At 74.3% G+C, this 24,597-nt stretch carries 26 protein-coding genes and 3 pseudogenes; 14 read left to right on the top strand and 15 right to left on the bottom strand.

Features of this window, described 5'->3' with window-relative positions:
• Positions 1-295 precede the first annotated feature (295 nt).
• Together ACSNOC_RS19650 and ACSNOC_RS19645 are read left to right on the top strand one after the other, a co-directional pair.
• Positions 296-838: an EF-hand domain-containing protein gene (locus tag ACSNOC_RS19650; protein WP_436748806.1), complete on the top strand. Its 543-nt coding sequence runs from the start codon at positions 296-298 to the stop codon at positions 836-838.
• Between the two features lie 735 nt (positions 839-1,573).
• Complete coding sequence (locus ACSNOC_RS19645; RefSeq protein ID WP_436748805.1) at positions 1,574-1,858, top strand: hypothetical protein; 285 nt, start codon at positions 1,574-1,576, stop codon at positions 1,856-1,858.
• A gap of 780 nt (positions 1,859-2,638) precedes the next feature.
• Here ACSNOC_RS19645 and ACSNOC_RS19640 read toward each other — a convergent pair.
• Both ACSNOC_RS19640 and ACSNOC_RS19635 read right to left on the bottom strand, forming a co-directional pair.
• Positions 2,639-3,070, bottom strand: a complete 432-nt coding sequence (locus ACSNOC_RS19640; protein ID WP_436748804.1) for a hypothetical protein — start codon at positions 3,068-3,070, stop codon at positions 2,639-2,641.
• A 57-nt stretch (positions 3,071-3,127) separates the two neighbouring features.
• Positions 3,128-3,403, bottom strand: a complete 276-nt coding sequence (locus ACSNOC_RS19635) for a helix-turn-helix domain-containing protein (protein WP_436748803.1) — start codon at positions 3,401-3,403, stop codon at positions 3,128-3,130.
• A 64-nt stretch (positions 3,404-3,467) separates the two neighbouring features.
• On the opposite strand from ACSNOC_RS19635, the gene map reads away from it, so the two are divergent.
• The gene (map, locus tag ACSNOC_RS19630; protein WP_436748802.1) at positions 3,468-4,235 is read left to right on the top strand and encodes a type I methionyl aminopeptidase; all 768 of its coding nucleotides are present in this window, start codon (positions 3,468-3,470) and stop codon (positions 4,233-4,235) included.
• A 251-nt stretch (positions 4,236-4,486) separates the two neighbouring features.
• On the opposite strand, the gene ACSNOC_RS19625 is transcribed toward map, so the two are convergent.
• Both ACSNOC_RS19625 and ACSNOC_RS19620 read right to left on the bottom strand, forming a co-directional pair.
• On the bottom strand, positions 4,487-4,639 hold the full coding sequence (locus ACSNOC_RS19625) for a hypothetical protein (protein ID WP_436748801.1): 153 nt from the start codon (positions 4,637-4,639) through the stop codon (positions 4,487-4,489).
• 321 nt (positions 4,640-4,960) lie between these two features.
• Positions 4,961-5,635, bottom strand: a complete 675-nt coding sequence (locus ACSNOC_RS19620; protein ID WP_436748800.1) for a DedA family protein — start codon at positions 5,633-5,635, stop codon at positions 4,961-4,963.
• Between the two features lie 111 nt (positions 5,636-5,746).
• Here ACSNOC_RS19620 and ACSNOC_RS19615 point away from each other — a divergent pair, with 111 nt between their 5' ends.
• Together ACSNOC_RS19615 and ACSNOC_RS19610 are read left to right on the top strand one after the other, a co-directional pair.
• Positions 5,747-6,889, top strand: coding sequence for a sensor histidine kinase (locus tag ACSNOC_RS19615; RefSeq protein WP_436748799.1), 1,143 nt, complete (start codon positions 5,747-5,749; stop codon positions 6,887-6,889).
• The gene (locus tag ACSNOC_RS19610; protein WP_436748798.1) at positions 6,880-7,524 is read left to right on the top strand and encodes a response regulator transcription factor; all 645 of its coding nucleotides are present in this window, start codon (positions 6,880-6,882) and stop codon (positions 7,522-7,524) included. The genes ACSNOC_RS19615 and ACSNOC_RS19610 overlap by 10 nt, the downstream gene beginning before the upstream one ends.
• Positions 7,525-7,594: 70 nt before the next feature.
• Here the strand turns inward: ACSNOC_RS19610 and ACSNOC_RS19605 are convergent, their stop codons facing one another.
• The 4 genes and pseudogenes from ACSNOC_RS19605 to ACSNOC_RS19590 all read right to left on the bottom strand — a co-directional run bounded on the left by ACSNOC_RS19605 (position 7,595) and on the right by ACSNOC_RS19590 (position 12,120).
• A complete protein-coding gene (locus ACSNOC_RS19605) occupies positions 7,595-8,974 on the bottom strand; it encodes an oxygenase MpaB family protein (RefSeq protein ID WP_436748797.1) in 1,380 nt (459 codons plus the stop codon).
• Positions 8,975-9,227: 253 nt separating this feature from the next.
• Positions 9,228-10,307: a MerR family transcriptional regulator gene (locus tag ACSNOC_RS19600; protein ID WP_436748796.1), complete on the bottom strand. Its 1,080-nt coding sequence runs from the start codon at positions 10,305-10,307 to the stop codon at positions 9,228-9,230.
• Between the two features lie 209 nt (positions 10,308-10,516).
• Positions 10,517-11,317 carry an SDR family NAD(P)-dependent oxidoreductase gene (locus ACSNOC_RS19595; protein WP_436748795.1) on the bottom strand — a complete coding sequence of 267 codons (801 nt, stop codon included), beginning with the start codon at positions 11,315-11,317 and terminating at the stop codon, positions 10,517-10,519.
• 93 nt (positions 11,318-11,410) lie between these two features.
• Positions 11,411-12,120, bottom strand: a pseudogene (locus tag ACSNOC_RS19590) (NAD(P)-dependent oxidoreductase).
• A gap of 201 nt (positions 12,121-12,321) precedes the next feature.
• On the opposite strand from ACSNOC_RS19590, the gene ACSNOC_RS19585 reads away from it, so the two are divergent.
• The 3 genes from ACSNOC_RS19585 (at position 12,322) to ACSNOC_RS19575 (ending at position 15,026) form a co-directional block, all read left to right on the top strand.
• Positions 12,322-12,651, top strand: coding sequence for a winged helix-turn-helix transcriptional regulator (locus tag ACSNOC_RS19585; protein WP_436748807.1), 330 nt, complete (start codon positions 12,322-12,324; stop codon positions 12,649-12,651).
• Positions 12,652-12,795: 144 nt separating this feature from the next.
• Positions 12,796-13,815, top strand: coding sequence for an AraC family transcriptional regulator (locus tag ACSNOC_RS19580; RefSeq protein WP_436748794.1), 1,020 nt, complete (start codon positions 12,796-12,798; stop codon positions 13,813-13,815).
• Positions 13,816-13,907: 92 nt separating this feature from the next.
• Positions 13,908-15,026 (top strand): hypothetical protein, encoded by a 1,119-nt coding sequence (locus tag ACSNOC_RS19575; protein ID WP_436748793.1) that lies wholly within the window; start codon positions 13,908-13,910, stop codon positions 15,024-15,026.
• A gap of 38 nt (positions 15,027-15,064) precedes the next feature.
• On the opposite strand, the pseudogene ACSNOC_RS19570 reads toward ACSNOC_RS19575, so the two are convergent.
• The 4 genes and pseudogenes from ACSNOC_RS19570 to ACSNOC_RS19555 all read right to left on the bottom strand — a co-directional run.
• A pseudogene (locus ACSNOC_RS19570) lies at positions 15,065-15,147 on the bottom strand (hydroxyurea phosphotransferase); the annotation flags it as partial.
• Positions 15,148-15,523: 376 nt separating this feature from the next.
• A complete protein-coding gene (locus ACSNOC_RS19565) occupies positions 15,524-16,267 on the bottom strand; it encodes a class I SAM-dependent methyltransferase (protein WP_436748792.1) in 744 nt (247 codons plus the stop codon).
• A 151-nt stretch (positions 16,268-16,418) separates the two neighbouring features.
• Entirely contained in the window at positions 16,419-16,649 is a 231-nt protein-coding gene (locus ACSNOC_RS19560) for a hypothetical protein (protein WP_436748791.1), read from the bottom strand.
• A 113-nt stretch (positions 16,650-16,762) separates the two neighbouring features.
• Complete coding sequence (locus ACSNOC_RS19555) at positions 16,763-16,912, bottom strand: hypothetical protein (RefSeq protein WP_436748790.1); 150 nt, start codon at positions 16,910-16,912, stop codon at positions 16,763-16,765.
• A gap of 262 nt (positions 16,913-17,174) precedes the next feature.
• Here ACSNOC_RS19555 and ACSNOC_RS19550 point away from each other — a divergent pair, with 262 nt between their 5' ends.
• The 3 genes and pseudogenes from ACSNOC_RS19550 (at position 17,175) to ACSNOC_RS19540 (ending at position 19,313) form a co-directional block, all read left to right on the top strand.
• Positions 17,175-18,068 (top strand): hypothetical protein, encoded by an 894-nt coding sequence (locus ACSNOC_RS19550; RefSeq protein ID WP_436748789.1) that lies wholly within the window; start codon positions 17,175-17,177, stop codon positions 18,066-18,068.
• Positions 18,069-18,121: 53 nt separating this feature from the next.
• Positions 18,122-18,709: pseudogene (locus ACSNOC_RS19545) on the top strand (MFS transporter); the annotation flags it as partial.
• A gap of 43 nt (positions 18,710-18,752) precedes the next feature.
• Positions 18,753-19,313 (top strand): dihydrofolate reductase family protein, encoded by a 561-nt coding sequence (locus tag ACSNOC_RS19540; RefSeq protein WP_436748788.1) that lies wholly within the window; start codon positions 18,753-18,755, stop codon positions 19,311-19,313.
• Between the two features lie 38 nt (positions 19,314-19,351).
• On the opposite strand, the gene ACSNOC_RS19535 is transcribed toward ACSNOC_RS19540, so the two are convergent.
• Positions 19,352-20,047 carry a TetR/AcrR family transcriptional regulator gene (locus ACSNOC_RS19535; RefSeq protein ID WP_436748787.1) on the bottom strand — a complete coding sequence of 232 codons (696 nt, stop codon included), beginning with the start codon at positions 20,045-20,047 and terminating at the stop codon, positions 19,352-19,354.
• A 34-nt stretch (positions 20,048-20,081) separates the two neighbouring features.
• Positions 20,082-20,516: a PPOX class F420-dependent oxidoreductase gene (locus tag ACSNOC_RS19530; protein WP_436748786.1), complete on the bottom strand. Its 435-nt coding sequence runs from the start codon at positions 20,514-20,516 to the stop codon at positions 20,082-20,084.
• 190 nt (positions 20,517-20,706) lie between these two features.
• Here ACSNOC_RS19530 and ACSNOC_RS19525 point away from each other — a divergent pair, with 190 nt between their 5' ends.
• Together ACSNOC_RS19525 and ACSNOC_RS19520 are read left to right on the top strand one after the other, a co-directional pair.
• A complete protein-coding gene (locus ACSNOC_RS19525) occupies positions 20,707-21,669 on the top strand; it encodes a Ppx/GppA phosphatase family protein (RefSeq protein ID WP_436748785.1) in 963 nt (320 codons plus the stop codon).
• 22 nt (positions 21,670-21,691) lie between these two features.
• Positions 21,692-21,982: a hypothetical protein gene (locus tag ACSNOC_RS19520; RefSeq protein ID WP_436748784.1), complete on the top strand. Its 291-nt coding sequence runs from the start codon at positions 21,692-21,694 to the stop codon at positions 21,980-21,982.
• A 65-nt stretch (positions 21,983-22,047) separates the two neighbouring features.
• Here ACSNOC_RS19520 and ACSNOC_RS19515 read toward each other — a convergent pair whose 3' ends face one another.
• The gene (locus ACSNOC_RS19515) at positions 22,048-22,965 is read right to left on the bottom strand and encodes a LysR family transcriptional regulator (protein WP_436748783.1); all 918 of its coding nucleotides are present in this window, start codon (positions 22,963-22,965) and stop codon (positions 22,048-22,050) included.
• 125 nt (positions 22,966-23,090) lie between these two features.
• On the opposite strand from ACSNOC_RS19515, the gene ACSNOC_RS19510 reads away from it, so the two are divergent.
• Positions 23,091-24,581 carry an MFS transporter gene (locus tag ACSNOC_RS19510; protein WP_436748782.1) on the top strand — a complete coding sequence of 497 codons (1,491 nt, stop codon included), beginning with the start codon at positions 23,091-23,093 and terminating at the stop codon, positions 24,579-24,581.
• Positions 24,582-24,597 lie beyond the last annotated feature (16 nt).

The following is a 24,597-nucleotide window of genomic DNA, read 5'->3' as shown; positions in this document are numbered from 1 at the left end:
CACGTCACCCCGGCCGGTGCCGCCGGACCTGACCAGGGCCTCGCACCCGCTTCAGCCGCCACAACAGTCCCGCCCCACCCCCACCAGCCACACACCCGCGGACCACAGCGGCCTCCGCCTGCTGCCGGGCCCCGGACGCGCCCGGGCCGGACGGCGATGACAACGGCCACGAGGACCAGGCCCGGGAAACCACCCGGCGGCAGATTTATACTATTTATCCTGTATGCAGGTATCCGGGCGGCTCCGGGGTACGTTGACGGTTGCGACGCCACAGAGCACCCCGGGAGGAAGCGCAGTGTCCGACTCACCGCAACACCGCATCTTCGCCATGCTGGACACAGACGGCGATGGCGCCATCACCCGTGAGGAATACCTCGCACGCGTCGACCGCGTGGCCCGCGCCGCCGGCCGCGATGCCCGTCACCCGACCGTCGCTACTGCGCGAGCCGCTCACGAGGCGGTCTTCCAGGACATGGACGCCGACCACGACGGACGCGTGACATTCGAGGAATACCGCACCTGGGTGGGCCATGAGGCGTTCGAACGTGCCTGCCGGCCCGCTCTGGGAGCCCTGTTCGACATCGCCGACACCGACGCCGACGGGCGCCTGGACCGCGCCGGGTTCACCCGCTTGCGCACCGCGGCAGGAAACGCCGAAGCGGACGCCGCCGCGGCATTCGACGCTCTGGACGCCGACCGCGACGGACTGATCGACCGGGACGCCTACCTGGCAGGCATCCGGGCCTTCGCCACCGGAGGCAGCTCCCCCATGGCCGCGGCCTACGGCTCCGGGCAGCCGGTGCCGGGCACCCGTCCTGACCCGGCCGTCCCGCGCTGAGCCCCGAGAACGGCGTCCCCGGGAACCCGGCCGCACAGGAACCCCGGACCCACACACCGGCCCACCGACAACAGCAGAGAAGAACTCGGGCCGTTGCCGGACCCGGACAGTGAGCTCCGAAGACGCCGGTACACGGCCCGGCCTCGCATCCGCCGAGGGAATCGTCGCCACGCAGCAGAACCAGAGAACCCCCACAACACAGGGCGCACTCCCCCTGCCCCAGCCGCTGGAGGCGGCGAGCCATGGAGGCGGAGACCTGGTTGCCGCCGGTCCACGGCACAGGACCGGGAGCACGCTCGTGGCGGTCTTCCCCGGACGACCGCGCAGCAGGTCACCCACGAGCAGCCACAGGCCGGCCGGCGGACGACCGTCGCGGCGCTCTCAGCGGGGCTGTTGTGCTTGCGCAAACCCATCACGGCGCGATCGGCCCGTGGTGGGTGGCGCGGCACTGGTCACAGCGGGCGTGCCTGCCCCGGTGAGGGCCCGGGAGGGGTCCCGGCCCGGGCGGGGTTCCATGGCGGCCATGATGCGCAGAACGTCCTCCACCGCCGTTGTCGCCGTCGTGTTCGCCGCTCTCACATCGTGTTCCTCGGATTCTTCGGACGGGCCCCCGCCGAGGACCGGCCCAGCGGGTCCGGCTCCGGGGCGCCGGCATCCGACCCCACGCCGTCGCCCTCACCGACCGGGCCGTGCGCTGACGGGACGTGCGAGATCGAGGTCGCCGTCGGGGATGTCGTGACAGTGCCGGAAACGTACGGCCTCGGGCCGATCGAGGTGACGGCGATCACCGGCGGCGCGGTCGAGATGATCGCGCCGCTGACGGGGCCGGGCTACAGCGTCGCGGGCTGTTCCGGTGGCGGCGGCGTGTCCTCGGCCGGCGGCGGCGTGGAGCTGAGCTGCGACGAGGGAACCGAAGCGACCGTCAACGACGCAATGAGCCTGGAGGTCGTCGAGATCCTCAACACCGCCGCCGTCCTCCGTATCGAACCCGCCGGACGTGAGACCGAGCGACCGTGCTGACCCGCGGGCAGATCGGGGAACGCGCCGAGAACGGATTCGTCCCCGTGGCCGGTGCCGTGCCCGTCGGCGTCGCCCGCCGGTGCCGGGACGAGATGCGGGAGGCGACCGGCTGCCCCCGGACGATGCCACGACCTGGAGTTGGTGTCCTGAGCCGGGGATTCGCCGGCAGTAGGTGGCAGGCTTGTCGAGGATCTCGTCGGCGGTCCTGGTCCGTGCGAACGGCGTTGGGCGGCCGTTCCAGTCGGTGATCCAGGTGCGGATACCGCGTGCGAGGCCCTGGTCAGGTCCGGCGGCACCGGCCGGGGTGACGTGCGGCTGGAAGCGTGGACGGGCATCGAGCCGGGCCAGGAACTTCTTGGCCGCCACCGCGCGGTGGCGGCGGTGGAGGGAGCCGATGACCTTTCCCGTGGCCACCTCGAGTGCGGAAGAACAGGGTCGTGATGCCGGCCCGGAATGCGTCGTGGCCGGGCACCACGGCAGCAGGACCGGCCGGGAGCGGGCTGGGCCTCGATCTGCGACTTCTCCTCCACGCACGGGACCAGCGCCCGTTCGGGCGGGTCCAGGGACAGCCCGACGACATCACGGACCTTGTCGAGGGAGTGCGGGTCGGTCGACAGCTTGAACGCCTCCGCCCGGTGGGGCCGGAGCCCGAAGGCACGCCGGATCCCGGAGAGCGCCGCCTGCGACATCCCGGTCACGGCAGCCGTCGACCTGGTCGACCAGTGAGTGGCGTCCTGGACTTGCGCGGTGCTCCGGGGCGCTGTTCGTCGCACAGGCCGTTCAGCCGGTCGTCCAGCCGGTGGGCCAGGACGCGACGGCGGCCCCGGTCAGCGTCGACGGCGACCGGCCGGGAACCGCCTTCATCCGATGCGACTGGACGATGTCGATCACGGGAACCGGCGCATCAGCGTCGGCGGCCACGTCCGCCTGCTCGGTGATCTCATCCGCCGTGTCGTCCATGACTGGCTCGAATACCGCCGCGGCCGTTGGCCGAACGCGGCCAACCCCCACCTGCTGATCGCCCGAAAGACCGCCGTCGAACTCGGTCCGTCCGGCAAGCTCCGGATCACCCGGGCCACCCGCGACCTCACCGGCACCCTCGGACGACTCCGTGTCGACCGCCGGCTCGAAGAGGCCATGACGCACGGCGCCGACCCGCTCCACCCCGCCCTCGTCCTCGGCTGCGCGGACCCGGCACGACAGCTTCCGCATGCCGGGCCGGAGGCCGGCCCGGCCCGTCCGGGAGAAAGCCGAAAGCGCCGTCGAAGGTCACGCCGAAAGTGCCTGGTCACCCCAGTCGCTGTCCTGCACGCAGGCAGCAGCCAATTCGTCCAAGGACACCTCCAGCGCTGCGGCCAGGGCCGCCACGGTGAAGAACGCCGGAGTCGGCGCCCGACCGGTCTCGATCTTGCGCAGCGTCTCCGCCGACACCCCCGCCGCCGCGGCGACCTCCACCATGCTGCGGTCGCCGCGCGCCTGACGCAGCAGCGCGCCGAACCGCTCGCCGCGCTGCCGTTCCCACGGAGTCAAAGGAGTTCGCACCATGCACGTGATACTAATACCGGTATAAGAATTGGATGCCGGCGCATGAGACAGGGAGTCGCAGGACATGGTGGAGATCAAGACCGATACGGCGCTGGACGCGATGCGGGAAGCCGGGCGCGTCGTGGCCCACGCCCTCGCCGCCGTCCGGGAAACAGCGGGCCTCGGGGTGTCCCTGAAGGAGCTGGACGAAGCGGCCCGCACCGTTCTGAGGAAGGCCGGCGCACGCTCACCCTTCCTCGGCTACCAGCCCTCCTTCGCCCCCACCCCCTTCCCCGCGGTGATCTGCACATCGGTCAACGACGCCATCGTCCACGGCATCCCCACCGACTACCGCCTGCGTGACGGCGACCTGGTCAGCGTCGACTGCGGCGCGGAACTCGAGGGCTGGACCGGCGACGCCGCCATCAGCTTCACCGTCGGCACCCCACGGCCCACCGATGTGGAGCTGATCAACGCCACCCAGCGCGCTCTCGACGCCGGCATCGCCGCGGCAATACCCGGCAACCGTATCGGCGACATCTCCCACGCCATCGGCACCGTCGCGCGATCAGCACGCTGCGGCATGCCCGCCGACTTCGGCGGCCACGGCATCGGCCGCCGCATGCACGAAGACCCCCACGTCCCCAACCGAGGACGCCCCCGCCGCGGCTTCCCCCTCCGCCACGGCCTGACCCTCGCCATCGAGCCCATGCTCATGGCCGGCGGACGCGACACCTACCGCACCGGCACCGACGGCTGGACCCTGCACACCGTCGACGGCAGCCGAGCAGCCCACATCGAGCACACTGTCGCCATCACGGAAGAAGGCCCCCGCGTCTTGACTCTGCCCTGATCCGGACAGCGAACCGTCGCGGCGCCGACCATCCCCAGGCCAACCCGCGTGTTCCGTACGAGCCCCGGGTCCAGGCCCCGAAACCGGCAATCAGACTCGTGAGTTCCCGCTCAACCACCTTCAGTTTTCGCGGACTCACGGGGATCCGGGACCGAACACGACGGGGCCATCACGCTCGCCGCCGGAGCCAGTGGCGGGCAGTCGGGGCGGGATGCGGCAAGATGACCACCTCCTCCCCGCCGGTCAGGCGCTTATGCCGCCCGGCCACGATCCTCGGATCGAAGGAGCCGTAGCCGGACCGGCCCGACACCGGTCAGGACGGTCTCCGGGCGCGTGCCGTCGCGGTTGTCGCCGCTGTTCCTGCCCGCCGGGTCGTGGCCGTCGCAGACGAGGTCGTCGCTCATCCCCCCTCCAGCGCGGAGCGCGGCAGTCGCCTGGCCAACTGCCGCAGCAGTACGCCCTCACCGGTCTCTGCCGGGCCGGCCAGGAGCCCGCGGCTTCTGCGCCGGGACATGGCGCGCACGACCGCTTCGGGGAAGCCCCGCAACCGCTCCCGCTCACCGCGCGCCGCCGGGCAGGCATCCCGCCACCCCTTCCGCTTGCGCAGCGGCCGGTACGCCTCCGGGCACGGGCGGCACCGGCTCGCCCGGGCCGTTCTCCCGCGTTCTGCGCCGTCTGCGTCGTCGGCCTCACCGGCCGCGCCGGGCGGGACCGGGCGGTACCGGTCACGGCCGGGGCGCCCGGCGCCGCCCGTGGCCGGGGCGGGTCAGCCGCAGCGCGACGAGCACGGCCACCGCCAGGCACGCGACACCTGCCACCGCCCTGGAGTAGAGGCCCACCAGGTCGCTCACCCGCTCCCAGTCCTCGCCCAGGCGGTAGCCCGCCAGCACGAACACCGTGTTCCACAGGGCGCTGCCGAGCGCGGTGAGCCAGGTGAACGTCACCAGCGGCATCCTCTCGACACCGGCCGGGACGGAGACCAGGCTGCGGAACAGCGGGATCATCCGGCCCAGGAACACCGCTTTCGTACCGTGCCGGGCGAACCACGCCTCCGTCCGCTCGATGGCGGAGACCCGCACCAGCGGCATCCTGGCCGCCACGGCGACCAGCCGCTCACGGCCGAACACGGCGCCCACGCCGTAGAGCGCCAGCGCCCCCACCACCGACCCCAGCGTGGTGCACAGCAGCACGGCCCACAGATTCATCCGCCCCTGGCCGGCGGTGAACCCGGCCAGCGGCAGGATCACCTCGCTGGGCAGCGGCGGGAAGAGGTTCTCCAGCGCGATGGCCACACCCGCGCCGGGCGCGCCGAGCAGGTCCATCAGGTCGGTGGCCCAGCCGGTGACACCGCCGGGATCCGCGGCCGGTTCCGCCGGCCGCCAGGGCAAGGAAGAGGTCACGGCGGCGACGCTACGAGCCGGCGCCCCCTGCCGCGAGGGTGCCCGCCCCCGGTCCGGGGGTGCGGAAAACCGCAGTCCGCCCGGCGGCCCGGCCCGGCTAGCGTGGACCGCATGCGGAAGTCGATACACGGCTGGCTGCGGACATCGGCCGGCCTGGCGGCGGGCGCGGCCACCGCCGTCCCGGACATCCTGGCCGTGCTCGCCGCGTCCGCCCTGCCCGGGCACCGGGCATCGGGCGTGCTGACCCGCGCGGCGGCCCTGGAACGGGCTCGGGTCGCCCGGCTGGGCACGGGCCGGACCGCGCCCGGCCCCGGCCCGGGACGCACGGCGGGGCCCGAGGCGTTCCGCGCGGCCCTGGGGTACCTGGCGCGGCGCTGGGCTCTGGGGGTACTCGGCGCGCTGGTGCTGCTGTCGGTCGCCGTCGGCGCGGCGTACGGGTCACTGCTGGTGTGGGGCTGGTTCCTCGCCGACACCGCGGGGGACGCCGTGACGGTGTTCGCGTCCGCGGTCGGCGGGTGGTTCCTGCTCTTCCTCGGCGTCCACGGGGTCCCGGCCGTCGCGGATCTGGAGGAACGGCTGGTCCGGCGGTCGTTCGGCCCGGGCAGCCAGGAGGCACTGGAACGGCGCATCGAGGAACTCGCGGCCAGCCGGGCCGGGGTGGTGGAGGCCGTGCACGAGGAACGGCGCCGTATCGAACGCGACCTGCACGACGGGGTCCAGCAGCGGCTGGTGGCCGTCGGGCTGCTGCTGGGCCGGGCCCGGCGCGCGGGCCGGGACGACACACGGGTGCGGGAACTGCTCGCCCAGGCCCACCGGGAAGCGCGGCAGGCGATGAACGAACTGCGCGAGACGGCCTGGCGCATCCACCCCACCGTGCTGGACGAGGCCGGGCTGCACGCCGCGCTGGAGGCGGTCGCCGAACGGTCACCGCTGCCCGTACGGCTGGACTACCGGCTGACCGCCCAGCCCGCCCGCACAGCGGCGACCCTCGCCTACTTCGTCGTCTCCGAAGCGGTCACCAACGCCGTCAAGCACTCCGGTGCCCGGCTGATCCACATCCACCTGACCGACTCCGCCACCCGGCCCGGTGTCATCGACCTGCGCGTCACGGACGACGGGACCGGCGGCGCCGACCCGGCGGGCAGCGGCCTGCTCGGCCTGGCACGGCGCGCACGGGCACTGGACGGGACACTCCGCGTGGACAGCCCGCCGGGCGGCCCCACCACCATCGCCGCGGAGCTGCCGTGCGCGTGATCCTGGCCGACGACTCCACGCTGCTGCGCGAGGGCCTGGTCCGGCTCCTCACCGAGGAAGGCCACCAGGTGACGGCCGCCGTCGCGGACGCCGAGGCGCTGCTCGCCGCAGTGGACCTCGCACCGCCCGACGCGGCGGTCATCGACGTCCGGATGCCGCCCACCCACACCCACGAAGGGCTGCGGGCCGCCCTGGAGATCCGGCGGCGCCACCCGGGCGTCGGGGTGCTGGTCCTGTCCCAGTACGTGGAACGGCGGTACGCCACCGAACTGCTGACCGGCACCCCGGCCGGGGTCGGCTACCTGCTGAAGGACCGGGTGACAGAGATCGAGGAATTCCTCGACGCGCTCCACCGCGTGGCCCGGGGCCGTACCGCGTTCGACCCCGAGGTCGTCCGCCGCCTCCTCGCCCGCAGCACGCACGCCCAGGGCCTGGCGCGGCTCACTCCCCGCGAACGGGAAGTCCTCCACGAGATCGCGCAGGGCCACGCCAACACCGCCATCGCCGACCGCCTGCGGATCTCCCGCAGCGCGGTCGAGAAACACATCAACACCATCTTCGACAAACTGGACCTGCCCGCTGCCAGCGGCCAGAGCCGCCGCGTGCTCGCCGTCCTGCGCTATCTGAACGGCTAGCACACGCCACGGGGACCCCGGCGCCGCCCGCCCGGGGAGCCCCCCGGACGGGCAGTGCCGGATCCCCAGGTCACGGCCGGCCGAGCAACTGACTGCCCGCGGTCGTGTCCGTGCGGGCCGTGAAGAAGTCGGTGAAGGCACGCACGAACTCCTCCTCCGAGATCAGACCGTCCCCGTCCGCGTCCACCTGGCGGAACCCGTGGTTGAGTTCGGCCGGGTGGACGCGGGAGCCGCCGAAGACGGCCCGGTACTCGTCGGCGCAGAGGTGACCACTGCCGTCGGTGTCGGCGGCGCGGAAGAGGGCGCGTACGGCGACGTGCAGGCCCCGGTCGAGGTACTCCGGGTCGCGATCCACCCCCGCCATCACGGCCGCCACGAACTCGGCCCGCCCGACCCGCCCGTCCTCGTCGGTGTCCATGCTGGTGCGGATGTGCTGCCACCAGGTGTCGAACGCGGCATACACCCCGGCCTCCCGTTCGGGGGTGAGTTCGAGCTGCCAGCAGACGTTGTGCGCCATGGCCGCGAGGTCGGCGGCGTCGATCCGGCCGTCGCCGGTCTGGTCCAGGACCTGCCGGAAGAACATCTCCAGCCGTGGCGGGCGCGCGTCGGCGCGGCGGCCGCGGTGTGGCCGCGCCGCGGTCGTCCCTCCGGGCGGGGTGCGGTAGCGCAGCCGGGCCGGCAGCCGGGTCGTCACCTGACGGGCGCCGTGGTGCAGGGTCCAGGAGAGCGCGGCGGCGCCGCGGGGGCACGGGATCCCGAACCGCTCGCGGAAGGCGGGCGGCAGGTCGGCGACGGTCAGCGCGGTCACCGCCCGGGCGACGAGCGCGCGCAGCGGCGGCCAGACGGGCTCCAGGCGCCGCAGCCGCCGGGGACGGGGGGCCTCGCGCAGGATCTGGAACAGCAGGTACCGCACCTCCTCGCCGTACTCCAGCCGTTCACGGATGACGCGGTCGATGTGTGCGGGCACGTCCGCCGCGGTCGCCGGCAGGACGTCGTCCGGCAGTCCGAACTCGGCGCACACCGCGCGGAACTCGCCGTAGAGCTGGTCGAGTTCGGCTGGGGTGCAGGGGTCGCCCGAGAGCTCGCGCATCGCCGTCAGCGCCTCGTACAGCGTCACGAGCACCCAGGCACGCACCTCGGCGTCGTCCGCCGTGAACGGCCGGCCCTTCTCGTCCACGCCATGGATACGGCGGTGGGTGCGTTCCAGGCGGGCTACCTCGCGGCGCAGGGCGTCGTGATCGGAGAAGAACAGGCGTCTGCCGCTGTCCATGGTGTGTTCCATACGGCGCCAGGGGTGGGCGCGGTAGGTGGAGTAACGGCCGGTGCCGGCGGCGACGGCGGGGTGCGCGGTCTGGAGCACGAGCAGGCGCCAGGCCACGAGGGCAATGCGGTGCTCGCCGAGGTGGCGGCGCAGGAGGGAGTCGGGACCGGGCGGGCGGGGGCGGGACATGGCGTCTCCTTGGATCGCGGGCGACCGAGGCGCGGATCGTCGTACAAGTAGCCCGCGCGCCCGGCCGGACCAGGGCGCCAATAGCCGTCAAACCACCCGTTCGTGCGACTCGCCGCCGCAGAGGGTGACGGCCGCCGGTACAGCGGCGGCCGTCATGCGGGGCAGGCAGGGCGCCGGGGACCGGGCAGATCACGCCGCGCGGCAACCTGGCCATCGCCTCCCCCATCGCGGCCGTTCCCGGCGCCCTGCTTTCCTACGGCCGCAGTTCCACGACGTCGGCGACCACGCAACTGACGTTGTCGGGGCCGCCGGAGCGGTTGGCGAGGGCGACGAGGTCCCGCACCGCCTGTTCGGGGTCGACGGTCGCGCAGAGCACCTCGCGGATCTCCTCGGCCGGGACGACGGCCCACAGGCCGTCGGAACACAGCAGGTAGCGGTCCGAGGGCCGGGCGTCGTGCAGGCGCACGTCGGGTGTGACGTCGGCGCCACCGGTCAGGGCCCGCATCAGCAGCGACCGCTGGGGGTGTGAGGTGGCCTCCTCCGGGCTGATGCGCCCTTCGTCGACCATCGACTGCACGATGGTGTGGTCGTGGGTGATCTGGAAGAACTCCCCCTCACGCAGGAGGCAGGCCCGGGTGTCGCCGATGTGGACGAGCGCCAGTTGTGTCCCGGTCCACAGCATCGCGGTGAGCGTGGTCCCGGCCTGTTGCGGTGAGGGGTCCGCCCCGGCGACGTCGTGCACGGCCTGACGGGCGTGGTCGATGGCGTCGTCGAGGAGGTTGAGGAGATCGCCCGCCGGGATGCCGCCGGTTTCCAGGCGCTTGAGCGCGTCGATCGCGGCGGCGCCGGCCGGGGCCCCGTTGGGGCCGAACCCGTCGGCGACGGCAAGCAGCCGGGAACCGGCATAGGCGGTGTCCTGGTTGCTCTCCCGGACCATGCCCGCGTCGGAGAGAGCGGCGTAACGGATACCCAGGGGCGTGGCAGTCGGGCACATGGTGGCGTCCTTCCGGGACAGGTAGGTGAAGACGACGGTGGCCAGATCCCGCCGTGCGGCGGTGTCGGCCTCGACCCCGGCCCAGAACGCACGGACCTCCTGGGCCGCCGCGGCTGCCTCCAGCGCGCACACCCGCTGGATACGGGCCAGTGGCATGCCCAGGCGGCGCAGCCAGGCCACCAGCCGGGCCTGGTCCAGTTGCTCCGGGGCGTAGAGGCGGTAGCCGGTCACCGGGTCGACGCGGGCGGGGGGCAGCAGTCCGAGTTCGTCGTAAAGACGCAGCGCCTTCGGTGACAGCCGGGACGCCTTCGCGAACGCCCCGATGGTCAGCAGCCCCATGCCCGCTCCTTCTCCTGCCGGGCACTCCGCCCGGCGCCACCCATGCTGTGGCTTCCCCCAGGGGGAAAGTCCAGTCCGGGCACCACACCCACGCCACCACCGCCCCGGGGCGCCCCCGGCCACGCCGGCGGAAGGTCCGGCCACCTCGGTCGCGGGGGGATGGTCCCTGTCCCGCGCGGGCCGCCGGTCGGCGGAGCAGGGGCGGGTGGTCAGCGCAGGGTGATGACGTTTCCGGTGACGAGCGCGGCCTCGTCGGAGGTGAGGAACACGATGGTCTCGGCGACCTCGGCCGGGTCCGCGACGTGGAAGTGGGTGCTGCTCGACGCGACGAACCGCCGTACCTCGTCCGTGACCCAGCCGGTGTCGGTGACAGGGGGGTGCACCACGTTGGCGGTGATGCCCAGCGGGCCGAGTTCCGCGGCCGCGGACAACGTGTAGTCGGTCTGGGCGGCCTTGGCCGCGCCGTAGGACACCTCCCCCGGGAAGCCCAGTTCCCCGCCCGAGGTCAGGCCCACGATCCGTCCCCAGCGCGCGTCGCGGGCCCGGTGACGGCGGGCCAGCTCACCGATCAGCAGCGCGGGCGCCATCGCGTCGACCGCGAACTGCCGCGACCACGTCTCCGCGGTGACCGGGCGCAGCGGCCGGCCGAACCGGTCCTCCGGATCGGGGGTGAAGGTGTCCTGGACCCACCCCGACGCGTTGTTGATCAGGATGTCGACCGGCCCCAGGCGCTCCTCGGCGGCGTCGAAGAGAACCCCGGCGGCCGCGGGGTCGCTGAGGTCCGCCTCGAACGCCTCGGCGCGCCCTCCGGCCCGGCGGATCTCCGCGGCGACCTCTTCGCCGTCGGCGGACCGCTCGGCGCGGTAGCGGTCGGCCGCGTCCCGCCCGCCGGGCGCGGGCAGCCGCAGGTACGCGCACAGCACCGCGGCACCGCGGGCGGCGAGCACCCGCGCCGTCGCCGCCCCGATTCCCTGGTTCGCCCCGGTCACGATCGCGACGTGACCTGCCATCGACTTCTCTCGCACCCCCCACTCCTAGCAGGACCGGGCCACGGCGCGCACGCGCTTTGACAAACCCACCCGGCACGGCGGCCCGGCAGCGCCTTACGCCCTCTGCTCCGGTTTCCTGAGCACCTCGGTCAGGGCCGCGATGCTGTGGTCGCCGTGGCCCGCTTCGACGGCCCGCCGCACCAGGTCGTGCAACGGGGCGAGCCAGGCGGTGTCGACGTGCGTCTCCCTGGCCAGATCCTCGTCGTGGGCCGCGGCCGCGAGGAAGAGGTTCACGGAGGAAGCGGCGTCGGTGTAGTCACCGCTGTCGATCTCCCCGGCGCAGACCGGTAGCAGGGACTTGATCATGTCCAGCCACTTGCCGGCGAACCGCACCGTGCTGCCCGCCTCCAGGCCGCGGGCCTGGACGGCGGCGGCGCCCTGGAAGAAGCCGACCAGTGCGGGCAGCAGCATGGCCCCCACCGCCATCTCGTACAGGGCGGCGAGATCGGTGTCGGCCCCGAGGTGGACGGTGTCGCCGCCCAGCACCTTCAGCGTCGTCTCGTACGCGTCGAAGACGGTCCGGTCGCCGCTGTAGTACAGCAGCGTGTCCCGCGCCCCCACGGCCGAGGGCACGTTCTCGACCGCCCCGGCGAGGAACCGGGCGCCGTGGCCGGTGGCCCAGGCGGCCGTTGCGCGGGCGCCCGCCGGGGACCGGCGTGGACCGCTCCCCTGGCCACCAGTGGCGCGGCCTTGCCCGGTGTGCGGTTCCACACCGTCGTCGGGTGCCCGGCGTCGATGAACGCCTCGGCCAGTGCCCGTTCCATCGCGCCCAGCCCGATGACGGTCACGGGTGTGCGGTTGTCCCCAGCCCTGTGTCGCTCCAGTCGGCAGTCGGGAAAGGAACGCGCCGGTCCGGTCCGTGGGGTTCGCGGCGCGGCGCCCGACCCATACTGGGTCTCCACGCACATTCCCTCAAGTACCTACATTTTTGTCGGGTACTCACATTCTTGTTCGTGGGAGCGCTGATGACGAAGCGGACGTACACGTGCGGACTTGACGCCGCCATCGCCGTCATGGGAGGCCAGTGGAAGGGGCTGATCCTGTTCTCGCTCGGCGAGGGACCACTGCGCTTCGGAGAGCTACGGCGAGCGGTGCCCGGCATCAGCGAACGGATGCTGATCCTCCAGCTCCGGGAAATGGAGACCAGTGGCCTGGTGCACCGCGAGGTGTTTCAGCAGGTGCCGCCGAAGGTGGAATATTCGCTGACCGAGTTCGGCCGTTCTCTCGATACGGCTCTGGCGCCGCTCGGCGCATGGGGTGAGGAACACATGGAACGGATCCAGGCCATTCCCTGAGCCTGTCCGGCTCGGCCCGCGCACCACCGCCCGTGATCACGGTCGCCGGTGTGCTCACCGCCGGGCGTTTATCGGGTGTTGATGCGCTCGCGCTACGTTCGCGGCAGGACCGGAAACGACGGGAGGTTGTCCGAAGTGCCCGTGATGGAGACCGTGTTCCGCAGTGAGGACGTGCCGGTGGGTGAGCGGTTCGACGCCTTCCGGCAGCTCGCCTCCGGCATCCACGCGCCCATGGACGTGCGGAGTGAACACACCCGTGATTTCCACGCCGTGATCCGCGTCCTGGCCCTCGGGCCCGTGCTGCTGTGGCCCACGGTCACACAGCCGGCGGTGTTCCGCCGCACGCCGGAACTGGTCCGGCACTGCGATCCCGGGACCTACCACCTGTCACTGGTGCTGCGCGGCACGGCGGGTGCCGTCAGCGGGGAGGACGAAGTCTCCTACGGGCCTTACGACTTCCACACCACGAGCAGTCGCGAGGTCCGTGACTTCCTGGCCGGCCGGGGCACCGGGGCGTTCCGGGCGATCGGCGTCGAGCTGCCGCAGCGGTCCCTCCCGCTGCCCACGGGCATGGCGCACCGCGTGACGGGGCGGCCGTTGTCCGGCCACGAGGGGGTCGGTGGCCTGCTCGCGGACCTGCTCACCCGTCTGGCCACGGGCGCCGAGACGCTCACGCCGGCCGCGGCTCCCCGTCTCGGGGGTGTCGTGGCCGACCTCGTCGCCGCCCTGTTCGCCCAGGCGCTCGACGCCGGCCACTGCCTCGAACCGGACACCCACCACCGCACCCTGGTCCTGCGCGTCCTGGACTTCATCCAGGAACACGTGCGCGACCCGGACCTCACCCCCGGCACGATCGCCGCCGCCCACCACATCTCCGTCAGCCACCTCCACGCCCTGTTCCGGTCCCGGGACACGACCGTGGCGGCCTGGATCCGGCAGCAGCGGCTGGAAGGCGCACGCCGCGACCTGGCCGACCCCGCTCTGGGAGCCGTGCCCGTCCACGCCATCGCCGCCCGCTGGGGCTTCCACAGCCACGCCGTGTTCACCCGCGCCTTCACCGCCGCCTACGGCACCCGACCCCGCGACTACCGCGCCCAGGCCGCCGTCGTGACACCGCGCGCGGCACTCCCCCGGGCGGGGCAGGAGGCGTTCGGCGCCGGGTGAGAGGCCGCGGGGCCGGGCCGGGGGCGCCGGACCTCGCGGTCGGGGCGGGGCGGCGGCGACCGGGAGGCCGTGTCCGGCGTTACGGTGCTGACATGGTGATCAACGGACCAGTGGCAGGCGGCAGTCCGGGGTACGCGCTGCTCATAGCCGCCACCCCGGCACGCGGCGTTCTGGTCGACGCCGGCGGCGTACTGCCCGCGCTCGCCGCCCTGCCCCCGGCCGCGTTGTTAGGGACGGCCACGGGTTCCGTGGTGCAGCTCGTCGCCCCGGGGGATCCGCAGGCGGTCCTCGCGGCGCTGCGCACCGCCGCCGCGCACGACGGCCCGCTGACGGTCCTGTTCGTCGGGCAGTTGGTCGTGGACCGGCACGGGCAGCCGCATCTCGCGCTGGCCGGCACCACAGCGCGGACCGTGCGATACACCGCCCTGCCGTGGGCCTGGGTCGGCGCCGAGCTGCGGGACCGCCCGGCGGACAGCACCGCCGTGGTGGTGGATCTGACGGCCGACGCGGCGGCGTGGGCCCGGCGCGAGGAGACCGGCCTCGCCGCCGACGGGCTGACCGTGGTGGGAACGGTGGCTCCTCCTCCGCCGCGCCGCCATACCGCCACGCCCCGCTACGCGCACGCCCTGGCCGCCGTCCTGCGCGCCGCCGGTGCCCGCCCGCCGCTGGGCGTGCTGCATCACCAGGTCCTGGCCCACGCCGAACTGGACACCCGCCCCGGTGGCCGGCTCGTCCTCGACACCACCGGCCGACCGGAGACGGCGGGCCGGGAGCGGGACGGCGATCCGCACGCCGCGATCAGCGCCGCCGCCCGCGCCGGGCACCACGATCAGGCCGACGCGCTCGCCGCCGCGCGCGAGCAGGCCGCGTTCCGCGACGGCGGCCCGCACGCGCCGCAGGCCCTGCACTGGGCGGAGGTCCGCGCCGATCTGGCGTGGCTGGCCGGACGGCCCGAGCGGGCGGCCGGGTTGTGGATGCGGGTGGCCCGCGCGCGTCTCGCCGCCGGGCAGCAGCCGACCGACCCGGAGGTGGTGCGGGCGGTGGACCAGGCCCACCACTGCTGGCAGCGGCTCACCGACACCGCCGTCGCCCTCACCCTCGGCACCGAGCTGGCCCCGCTGCGCCGCGCCGTCCCCGGCCGCCGGCCGGGTGCCGTCGCCGCCCTCGACGAACGCCTGGCCCATCTCCGTGCGGCGAGGGGCGACGGCTGATGACCGGCCGGGCGGGGACGGGACGGGCGTTTCGCGGGGTTCTCGATGTCCCACATCGCGTTCTGCGGCAGCCGCCCCGGCGTCCGGCCGAGTGTGCGCGCGCACGGTCCAGCGCGAGCACGTTGCCGTGGTGCGGATCCCGGTGCGGCGTCGCGGGTACCTGGGCGAGTTGCCCGCCGCGGGGTCGTCGTCCCCGGCGGACGCCGGCGGGCGGGACGCGTCCAGCCGCTCCGGCAGCAGGTGCCGCTGTCCGGAGGGCCGAGCAGCCGCCGGCGGTCGTCTCCTCGCCGGGCATCGGGAACCCCGGCACGGCCCGCGTGCCGTCCGCACGCCACCGGCACCGCGCTCCAGCAGCTCCGCGGCCACGGAGGGAGCCCGGCGGTCCGGGCCCTTCCCCTCGCCGCTGCTTCGGACGGAGGACGCGGCGGACTCCTCGGGGACCCCGGCGCCGGGTGACGTGCGCACGGGGACGACGTCCTGCGCGGCGACGCGCGGGATCACTCCGCCGGGCGGTGCCCGACGAACATGGTGCGGTCACGTCCGCCGCTCTCCCGCACCGTGGTCACCCGGAAGCCCGCCGCGCCGAGCAGCCGCTGCCAGTCGGCAACCGGGAACAGCCCGGTGACGTGCGTCTCGTGCGTGGTCCGGACGGCTCCGTCGGCCTCGCGGAGGACGAAGGTGTACTCGGTCCGCACCGTCGTGGCCCCCGGCTCCGGCGGCAGGCTCCACTCCAGGTAGCGCGCTCCGCCGCCGTCGTCCCCGTCACTGCCTCCGCAGTCGGTGACCGGCTCGAAGGTGTCCGCGACATGGTCGGGGAAGAACACGGCGACGCCGCCGGGACGGCAGTGTGCGTAGGCCGTGCGGAACGCGGCGGACAGGTCCTGTCGCGTGGTCATGTAGCCGATGGCGTCGTGCACCAGCACCGCGTCGAACAGGCGGCCCAGCCGCAGGTCCCGCATGTCGCCCAGCAGGTGCTCGGCGCCGGGGTTGAGCCCCTGGGAGACGGCGAGCATCTCCGGCGAGAGATCGACCAGCGTCATCGTGCGGCGCGACCGCAGGTGGTGGGCGGTGTGCCCGCCGCCGCTGCCCAGTTCCAGCACGGTCCGCACGGGATGACCGGCGAGCGCGAAGAGTTCGGCGGCGATCCTCGCGTCCTCCTCGTACACCTCGACCGGGGAGATCAGCGGCCACCAGCGGGCCAGTTCGCCGTACAGCCGCAGGGCCGGACCCGTCACCGTCATGCCGTCCCGCTCTCCCGCCGCCGATCCGGCACATCCCTGCCCGGGCGGGCACCGGCGACGGCGAACCCGGTGCCCCGCTCAAGATCGTAGGCCCGCCGCCCCGCCGGTCGCGCACCGTGCCCGGCGCACGGGCGGCGTCGCGGACGGGTGCTCACCAGTTGTCGGCCTCGCGCACCTCCTGCACGAAGGCGTTGGCCGAGGCGCCCTCGTCCACCAGGTCGGGGACGAGGTCGACGGAGCTGAGCAGGGACGACGCCCGGCCCTGGCCCGCGTGCCACTGTTCGGCGATCGCCTGCTGCTTGTCCAGGGGCTGGCTCTCCAGCCACCGCCGGTTCTCCGGGCTGAGCTGCCGCAGAAAGTGGGCGAGCACGTCCATGGCCATGGCTGTCGTCTCCGGAGTGCGTGGGGGCGTGCTGACAGCAGCCAGCCTGCGGGAGGAAGCGGAGGGGCGGCGGGGAACGCGGCGACGAGTTCACCCGGTCGGGCCGGGCCGTCTCAGCCTTCGGGCGGTCGGCAGGTCTCCGGCGGGGAACCGTGGTGCTCCACCGGCCGGTCCGTTCCCAGGAGGGCCCGGAGCGGGAACGCGCCCGTGCCGACGGCGAGCGACCGGAACGGAACGGGCGCCGCCGGCACGGACTCGGCCATGCCGCCTCCCGTCTGGCGTTCGGTCAGCCCTGCCGGACCAGGACAGGTCCGGGCCCGGGAGCCGCGTTTCCCCGGCCCCTCGGGAGCGGTGACGGGGCATCGGCTGGTGTGCGGGCCGGGGTCGGGCGGCGACAACCCCGTTGAGCGCTGCGGCGGTTACCGCGACGAGCGGGTCCTTCCCGGTGGCCGGGGCGTCGTCCGCCCCGGCATGTGCGGGCAGCGGTGGTGCGTGGCGTGGGAGGGGGTTCTACGATCGGGGAGCATGACGAGGGAGGGCGAGGGACCGCCGGGGGCCAATCCGTACCGGCGGCCGGGGTATCGGCAGCCGAACCCGTACACGGGCGGGCAGCCTGCCCCGCCGGGGAAGCGGCGGGCGCGGGTCGTCGTGGCGGTCGGCTCGGTCGTGGCCGTGCTGGTGGTGGCGGTCGTGGGTGCGGTGATGCTCCGCGACGGGGGCGACAGCGGCGAGGCGCGCACGCCCGCCGAGGAGAGCACGGGCCCGAGCCGGGTGCCCGACGATCCGCGTGCGGGCCACCAGGAAGCGCCCGATCCGGTGGTGGCGCCGGACTGGCAGGTGCAGACGGTGGAGTCGCACCGCCTCGCGTTCGACGTGCCGCCCCCGGACGCCTGGGAGCTGGGCGGCGAGAACGACGCCGTGTACGTCGGGAACGCGGACGAGGAGGACGGCATCCTGGCCGCCGTGGGGGCGCCCGCCCGGTACCTGCCCGGGTGGTGCCCGCAGGCGGAGGCGGCGGGGAACCTCAGCCAGCGGGCGCTGGCCGGGACCATGAGCGGGCAGGGCTTCGCGGACACCGCCGAGGCTGCCGCGGACCGGGCCCGGGCCTGGGCGACGGCGCAGTTCGACGCGGAGGGCGGGGAGTTGGAGGTCTCCGGCGCGGAGCCGTTCGAGAACGAGCACGGCGTCGCCGGGCACACCGTGACCGCCACGGTCACCGGCGTTCCCGGGGCCGCGGACGATCCGGACCATCCGTGCGGCACCTCCGACGGGCTGGTGATCACCGTGTCGTATCTCAACGCCGACCATGACGTGTCCGTCTGGGCGCTGATCGCGGACACCGGGGTTCCCGACGCCCTGGACGACGCGACGATCGAGCGGATCGTCGGCAGCCTCCGGCCGTTCCCCGAGGAGGACTAGCGGGTTCCGGGTCTTCCGCCCGGCCACCGGCACGTCATACGTTATTCCATGGATTTCTGGGTGCCCTGATCATGGTCGTCGCCCAGCTCGTCATGGTCGCGATCATGACCATGACGCCCGTCCACATGCACGGTCACGGCCACGGCGGCACCGCCTCGGGACTGGTCACCGCCCTCCACGTCGGCGCCATGTATCTGCCCTCGCCGCTGACGGGCCTGCTCGTGGACCGTTTCGGCCCCCGGCGGCTCGCCGCCGCGTCCGCGGGCGTCCTGGTGGCCGCGGGCGTGCTGGCCGCGGTCGCCCCGCCGGGCTCCGTCGCGCTGCTCGCGCTCGCCCTGGCTCTGCTCGGCCTGGGCTGGAATCTCGGTCTCGTCTCGGAAACGGCCCTCGTCACCGACGCCGTGCCGCCGGGCGGCCGGGCCCTGACCCAGGGGCTGGTCGACGTGTCCATCGCGGTCGCCGGCGCCGCCGGGGGCATGACGTCCGGCGTCGTGGTGGACGCCGCCGGTTTCCCGGTTCTGGCGCTGGCCGGGGGCGCCCTGGCCCTTGTGCTCGTGCCCGCCGTCGCCGCCTCGGCCCGTCCCCGCCGCCGGCCGTCCACCGATGAGTTCCGCCGCGTGGGCGGGTCTGCATCGGCGTGACCGCCGTATCGCCGCGGCACGCCCGCGGCCGGGAAGGAAGCCCATGAGCAAGCTGATCGTCTCCGAATTCGTGACCCTCGACGGTGTGATGGAGGCGCCGGGGGGTGAGCCGACCCATCCGCACACGGGGTGGGTGATGGACTACCAGGGGCCGGAGCAGGTGCGGTACAAGCTGGGAGAGGTGCTGGAGGCGGAGACGCTGCTGATCGGGCGGGTGACGTACGAGTCGTTCGCCGGGGCCTGGCCGACGTACACCGGGGAGTTCGCCGACCGGATGAACGGGATGCCGAAGGTGGTGGTGTCGGGGACGCTCACGGATCCCGCGTGGCACAACACCACCGTGCTGGCGGGGGACGTGGCCGAGGGCGTCGCCGGGCTCAAGGAGCGGGCGGGCGGGCCCGTCCTGGTCCAGGGCAGCGGGACGCTGGTGCACGCCCTGCTCGACCACGATCTGGTGGACGAGCTGCGGCTGATGGTGTTCCCGGTGTCGATCGGCTCGGGGCTGCGGGTGTTTCCCGGCACGCGGCGCAAGACGTCCTGGCGGGTCGTGGACAGCGCGACGTTCCCGTCGCAGGTCCGGGTCGACACCTATCGCCGGGTCTGATCCGTCACCGGCCGGGCCGGGGGCGGTCTCCCGCCGGGTCAGCCCAGGTAGCCGTGGAGGAAGACACGGACCCCGGCGCGGACCGCCTCGGTGGTCCCGGCGGGGTCGGGGGCGGTGGTGCCGCCCGGGTAGGACGGGTTCGTCACCGAGACCAGCTTCATGAGGTGGACGGCGGCCAGGTCCGGGTCGCCGTCGCGCAGCAGTCCCCGGTCGGTGAGGGCGCGCAGGCGGGCGGCGAGGGCGCGGCGGACGCGGAGCGGTCCGAGCTCCTGCCAGGCGTCGATCGCGGGCCGCGGGATGTGGCCGCGTTCGGCGTTGATCTGGCGGGTGAGGGCGAAGTGTGCGGCGTGGCCCGCGGTGGACTGGGCGGCCCAGTCGAGGCCGAACGCGACGAGGTCGGGTTCGAGGTCGGTGACCTTGCGCAGGTGGCGGTCGATGATCGCGATCTGGGCGTCGGCGGCGCGGGTGGCGCTCTCCCGGATGACGTCGTGGAACAGCGCGGCCTTGTCGCCGAAGTGGTTGTAGATGGTGCGGGTGGAGACGCCGGCCTCGGCGGCGATGGCGTCGACGTTCGCGCGGCTGTAGCCGTCGCGGGCGAAAACGGTGAGGGCCCCGGCGAGGATGGCGCGGCGCTTGTCCGCGAGTCCGCCGCGGGGCCGGGTCCGTGCCGTGCCGCCGCCGGTGCTCGTGCCGGTGGTGCCCGTGGTGCCCGTGGTGGTGTCGCGCCTGGTCATCGTGGGAGGTCCCGAGCTGCTCGCCGTGGGTACCCTACGCGGCGCTGGGGCGGGCGGGGGCGGGCCGGTGCACGGTGCGGCGCGGGGTGAAGTCGTCGCCGCCGCCGAAGGGGCGTCCGTCGAGGTTCCAGCTCCAGGAGACGGTGGGGGTGATCGTGAGGTAGGGGGCGGTGCCGAACCGGCCCTCGCGTTCGGTGACCTCGGCGGTGCCGTAGACGCGCAGGAAGCGGGGGGTCCACGGGTCGGTGGAGACCAGGTCGTCGACGACGAGGGCGACCTGGGGGTTTCCGGCCCGCACGTTGCGGTGCTTGCGGGTGCGGGCGGGGTCGACGCCGCCGACGTGGAAGAGGGTGCCGTCGAACTCGAAGCCGACGGGCGCGACGTCGGGCTGGCCGTCGGGGCCGACGGTGGCGATGCGGGCGAGGGGCTGGGAGCGCAGGTAGGCGATTTCCTGCTCGCTGAAGGACATGGGTGTCTCCTGGGTGCGCGCGGCCCGGTGCGGGCGGCCCGGCTGTTCGAAGGGGCGGGACACCAAAGTACAACGCTCACTGCAAAAGGTAAAACGCTCACTGCAAGAACGGGCCGGGGCCCGCGGTGTTCGCGGGGCGTGCGGTTGCGCCCGCGGCGTATGCGGCGTCCGCCCGGGTACCCGGGCGGACATGCGGATGAGCGTGATGGACGTGGGATCGAACACGGCGTGCCTGGTCGTCGCGGATGTGGCGGACGGGGCACCGGCGCCGGTGCACACGGCCAAGTACCCGCTGCGCCTGGGGCAGCGGCTGGACCGCAGCGGCCGCGTTTCCGGGGAGCAGATCCGGCAGATGACGGCGGCCGTGGGAGCGGCGCGGGCCGAGGCGGAACGGTGGGGGACGCCGGCGCCGCTGGCGTTCGCGACCGCCGTGGTGCGGGACGCGCCGAACCGCGCGGAGGTGCTGCGGGCGGTGGAGGACGGGACCGGGGTGCGGTTGTGCGTCCTGCCGGGCGAGCTGGAGGCGGAGCTGACGTTCCTGGCGGTGCGGCGGTGGATGGGCTGGCAGGCCGGGCCGCTGACGCTGCTGGACCTGGGCGGCGGGACGCTGGAGGTGGCGTTCGGCCGGGGGCGGCTGCCGGACTTCGCGGTGTCGCTGCCGCTGGGCGCCGGGCGGCTGACGCGGGAGCACTTCCCGCAGGACCCGCCGCCGAAGGAGGCGATCAGGGCGGTGCGGCGGCGGGTGCGGACGCAGTTGCGGGACGTCGCCACCCGCATCCGGCAGGAGCGGACGCACACGCCGGTGGCCGCGTCGCGCACGTTCCAGCAGCTCGCGCGGCTGTGCGGGGCGCCTCCGGAGCGCCAGGGGCCGTTCGTGCGGCGTCAGTTGGCGCGGCCGGACCTGCGCCGGGCGGTGGACCGGCTCGCGTGCCTGCCGGTGGAGCGGCGGGCGGCGCTGCCGGGGATCTCCGCGGCGCGGTCGCGGCAGGCGCTGGCGGGAGCGGTGGTGGCGCACGCGACGATGAAGCTGATGGGGCTCGGGGCGGTCACGATCTGCCCGTGGGGGCTGCGCGAGGGGATCATGCTGCGCCACGTCGAGGACGGGACCGGCTGGTGGGAGGCGGTGGAGGGTGCGGGCGCGGCATGTGCGTGACCGCTCTGGGTACGCGTAGCGCATGAAAAAGAACGAAGAGGAAGAAAAGCGGAAGAAGCGGGACAAGGCGGTCGAGGAGCGGCGGGAGACGGACCGCGAGCGCGGCGCGTCCCGCCCGTTCGACTACCCCTACGGGGAACGGCGGGCCGGCGTGCGGGCCCGGCGTCACATCAGCAGGGAGCGGGCCGACTCCGACACGCAGCCCGGCATCCCCGGCGGCTACGGCGCGACCGGCGGCGGGCAGCCGGCCGGCGGCCCGGCGGAGCAGGAGGAGCGCGGCGAGGGCGGCCGGGCGGGCGAGGGACACCCCTGACCCCCGGGGACGCCGCACCGGTCACCCGAACGGGAAGCGGCGGCCCCCGGCCCGGGCTGGGGGCGTCAGGGGAGCGGCCCGGTGTCCAGGGCGGCGGCGATCTCGCGGACGCGCCCGCGCAGCCAGCGGTGCGCCGGGTCGGCCTCGTTGCGGGGGTGCCATGCCTGGGCGATCGTCAGCGGCGGCAGGTCGAGCGGGATGTCGAACGCGGCCAGGCCGAGGCGTTCGATCTGGGCGCGGGCCACGAACCGCGGGGTGCGGCAGACCAGGTCGGAGCCGGCCGTCGCCAGGAGGGCGGCGGCGAACGACGGGACGGAGGCCACGACCCGGCGGCGCAGGCCCCGGGCGGCGAGCAGGTCGTCGATCGGACCGTGGAGCCGGCCGCGCCGGGAGGCGGTGACGTGTTCGGCGGCGGCGTAGCGCTCGGGCGTGATCGGGCCGGTGAGCAGCGGGTGGCCGCGGCGGACGACGCCGACGTTGTCGTCGGTGAGCAGGTGCGCCACGCGGGTCTCGGGCGCCCGGTCGGTGATGACGCCGATCTCCAGGTCGACGGTGCCCTCGCGGAGCAGGAGGGAGTCGCCCGGCCCCTCGGGCAACAGCCGCAGTGAGACGCCGGGGGCCTCCGCGCGGATCCGCTCCAGCAGGCGCATCCCGATGGCGGTCACCAGCGCGTCGTCGGCGAGCAGGGTGAACGTGCGCTCCAGCGTGGCCGGGTCGAGGACGCCGACCGGGGCGAACAGGGCCCGGGCGTCCTCCACGAGCCGCCGTACGTCCTCGCGCAGTGCCAGGGCCCGGGGGGTGGGGACCATGCGGCGGCCGGAGCGGACCAGGACGGGGTCGCCCAGCGCGCGGCGGATCCGGGCCAGGGTGCGGCTCATGGCGGGGCTGGAGAGGTGGAGCCGGTCGGCGGCGCCGCCGACGCTCTCCTCCTCCAGCAGCGCGTCGAGGGCGAGCAGCAGGTTCAGGTCCAGTCTGGAATGCATGAGACGCACTTTTCTCTTGCGAAAGTTGCATTTGAAGTCATGTCGATGGGGTGCCTACGGTACTGGGGACGGTCGGCCGCCGCCATGTCCCTGAACTCCCCCTCCTCACAGTGAGGTTCTTCGTCATGACCGTCATCGCTCCACCGGCGGCGTCCGCGCCGCCCCGGCCGGGGGGCCGCGGTGCGCGCGCCGTCCCCGCCCTGATGTCCGCCTGCGTCGTGCTGTGCGTGGGGCTCGTCGCCGCCGTCAACCTGGCCATTCCGCAACTGGCGGGCGGCTCCCTGCGGCCCTCCTCGGACGAGCTGCTGTGGATCGTGGACGCCTACGTCATCGCCTTCGCCTGCCTGCTGATACCGGCGGGGGCGCTGGGCGACCGGCTCGGCCGCAAGGGCGCGCTGCTGACCGGCCTGGCCGTCTTCGCGGCGGGCTGCGCGCTGTCCGCGCTGGCCCCGGGCGCGGAAGCGCTCATCGCCGCGCGGGCGCTGACCGGGGCGGGGGCCGCGCTGGTCATGCCCGCCACGCTGTCGCTGACGCTGCAGGCCGCCGCCCCCGAGCGCCGGGCGCACGCCATCGCGCTGTGGACGGCGGCCACCGGCGCGGCGGGCGCGCTGGGCAATCTCGGCGGCGGGCTGGCCATGGAGTACCTGCCGTGGCAGGGGCTGTTCTGGGCGGCGGTGCCGCCGGCGCTGGCCCTGCTGGCGCTGACCGCCTGGCTGGCGCCCCGCGGAGAGCGGCATCCGGCGCACGCGGACCCGGTCGGCACGGTGCTGTTCGTCCTGGCGTTCATGGCGCTGCTCTACGGGGTCATCGAGGGTCCGGGGCGCGGGTGGGGCTCCCCCGCGGTGCTGGGCGCGTTCACCGTGGCGGCACTGCTGCTGGCCGCGTTCACCGGCCACGCGCTGCGGGCCGCGCAGCCGCTGATCGATCCGCGGGTGTTCGCGGTGCGGCGGCTGCGGGCCGGGGTGGCGGGCGTGGCGGTCACGTTCTTCGGGCTGTTCGCGCTGTTCTTCGTCAACGCCCAGTACCTGCAGTACGCGAAGGGGTACGCGCCGGTGGTGACCGGGCTGGCGATCGGGCCGCTGGTGCTGGGGATGCTGCTGGTGGCGCGGCGCGGGGTGGACCTGGCGGCCCGTTTCGGTACCCGGCCCGTGGTGGCGGCCGGGCTGCTGGTCCTGGCGGGCGGGCTGGCGCTGCTGTCGCTGGCCGACGCGGACACGCCGTACCCGCTGTACGCCGGGGTGCTGCTGGTGATGGCCGTGGGGATGGGGCTGTCGATGCCCGCGCTGTCCGGGGCGATCATCGGGGCGCTGCCGCGGGAGCGGTCGGGCCTGGGCTCCGGACTGAACGGCGCGGCGCGGGAGATGGGCAGCGCGCTGGGCGTGGCGGTGATGGGCACGGTGCTGGCGGGACGTTTCGCCGGTGCGCTGCCGCCGGGGGTGCCGGACGGGTCGGCCGGTCAGGCGCTGACGGCGGCGGGCGAGCTGGGGCCGGCGGCCCGGGCGGAGGTGGTCGCGGCGTTCACGGACGCGATGGGCGCGGGCTTCCGGGTGGTCGCGGCTGTGGTGGCGGTGCTGGCGGTGCTGGTGCTGTTCTGGTTCGGCGGCGACGAGGCGTGAGGGCCGGGGCGGGGTG

Origin of the sequence: Streptomyces sp. URMC 129, assembly GCF_051386415.1 — a bacterium.
Classification (GTDB): domain Bacteria; phylum Actinomycetota; class Actinomycetes; order Streptomycetales; family Streptomycetaceae; genus Streptomyces.
This window is presented reverse-complemented; position numbering and strand designations above follow the sequence as displayed.

Coding starts and splice junctions, on each gene's coding strand:
- ACSNOC_RS19575 (WP_436748793.1), top strand. CDS start 13,908: ATGGTGATCAACGGACCAGTGGCAGGCGGCAGTCCGGGGTACGCGCTG.
- map (WP_436748802.1), top strand. CDS start 3,468: ATGGTGGAGATCAAGACCGATACGGCGCTGGACGCGATGCGGGAAGCC.
- ACSNOC_RS19565 (WP_436748792.1), bottom strand. CDS start 16,267: ATGACGGTGACGGGTCCGGCCCTGCGGCTGTACGGCGAACTGGCCCGC.
- ACSNOC_RS19515 (WP_436748783.1), bottom strand. CDS start 22,965: ATGCATTCCAGACTGGACCTGAACCTGCTGCTCGCCCTCGACGCGCTG.
- ACSNOC_RS19540 (WP_436748788.1), top strand. CDS start 18,753: ATGAGCAAGCTGATCGTCTCCGAATTCGTGACCCTCGACGGTGTGATG.
- ACSNOC_RS19595 (WP_436748795.1), bottom strand. CDS start 11,317: ATGGCAGGTCACGTCGCGATCGTGACCGGGGCGAACCAGGGAATCGGG.
- ACSNOC_RS19530 (WP_436748786.1), bottom strand. CDS start 20,516: ATGTCCTTCAGCGAGCAGGAAATCGCCTACCTGCGCTCCCAGCCCCTC.
- ACSNOC_RS19510 (WP_436748782.1), top strand. CDS start 23,091: ATGACCGTCATCGCTCCACCGGCGGCGTCCGCGCCGCCCCGGCCGGGG.
- ACSNOC_RS19555 (WP_436748790.1), bottom strand. CDS start 16,912: ATGGCCGAGTCCGTGCCGGCGGCGCCCGTTCCGTTCCGGTCGCTCGCC.
- ACSNOC_RS19605 (WP_436748797.1), bottom strand. CDS start 8,974: ATGTCCCGCCCCCGCCCGCCCGGTCCCGACTCCCTCCTGCGCCGCCAC.
- ACSNOC_RS19525 (WP_436748785.1), top strand. CDS start 20,707: ATGCGGATGAGCGTGATGGACGTGGGATCGAACACGGCGTGCCTGGTC.
- ACSNOC_RS19535 (WP_436748787.1), bottom strand. CDS start 20,047: ATGACCAGGCGCGACACCACCACGGGCACCACGGGCACCACCGGCACG.
- ACSNOC_RS19585 (WP_436748807.1), top strand. CDS start 12,322: ATGACGAAGCGGACGTACACGTGCGGACTTGACGCCGCCATCGCCGTC.
- ACSNOC_RS19580 (WP_436748794.1), top strand. CDS start 12,796: ATGGAGACCGTGTTCCGCAGTGAGGACGTGCCGGTGGGTGAGCGGTTC.
- ACSNOC_RS19615 (WP_436748799.1), top strand. CDS start 5,747: ATGCGGAAGTCGATACACGGCTGGCTGCGGACATCGGCCGGCCTGGCG.
- ACSNOC_RS19635 (WP_436748803.1), bottom strand. CDS start 3,403: ATGGTGCGAACTCCTTTGACTCCGTGGGAACGGCAGCGCGGCGAGCGG.
- ACSNOC_RS19625 (WP_436748801.1), bottom strand. CDS start 4,639: ATGAGCGACGACCTCGTCTGCGACGGCCACGACCCGGCGGGCAGGAAC.
- ACSNOC_RS19550 (WP_436748789.1), top strand. CDS start 17,175: ATGACGAGGGAGGGCGAGGGACCGCCGGGGGCCAATCCGTACCGGCGG.
- ACSNOC_RS19640 (WP_436748804.1), bottom strand. CDS start 3,070: ATGCGGAAGCTGTCGTGCCGGGTCCGCGCAGCCGAGGACGAGGGCGGG.
- ACSNOC_RS19520 (WP_436748784.1), top strand. CDS start 21,692: ATGAAAAAGAACGAAGAGGAAGAAAAGCGGAAGAAGCGGGACAAGGCG.
- ACSNOC_RS19600 (WP_436748796.1), bottom strand. CDS start 10,307: ATGGGGCTGCTGACCATCGGGGCGTTCGCGAAGGCGTCCCGGCTGTCA.
- ACSNOC_RS19560 (WP_436748791.1), bottom strand. CDS start 16,649: ATGGCCATGGACGTGCTCGCCCACTTTCTGCGGCAGCTCAGCCCGGAG.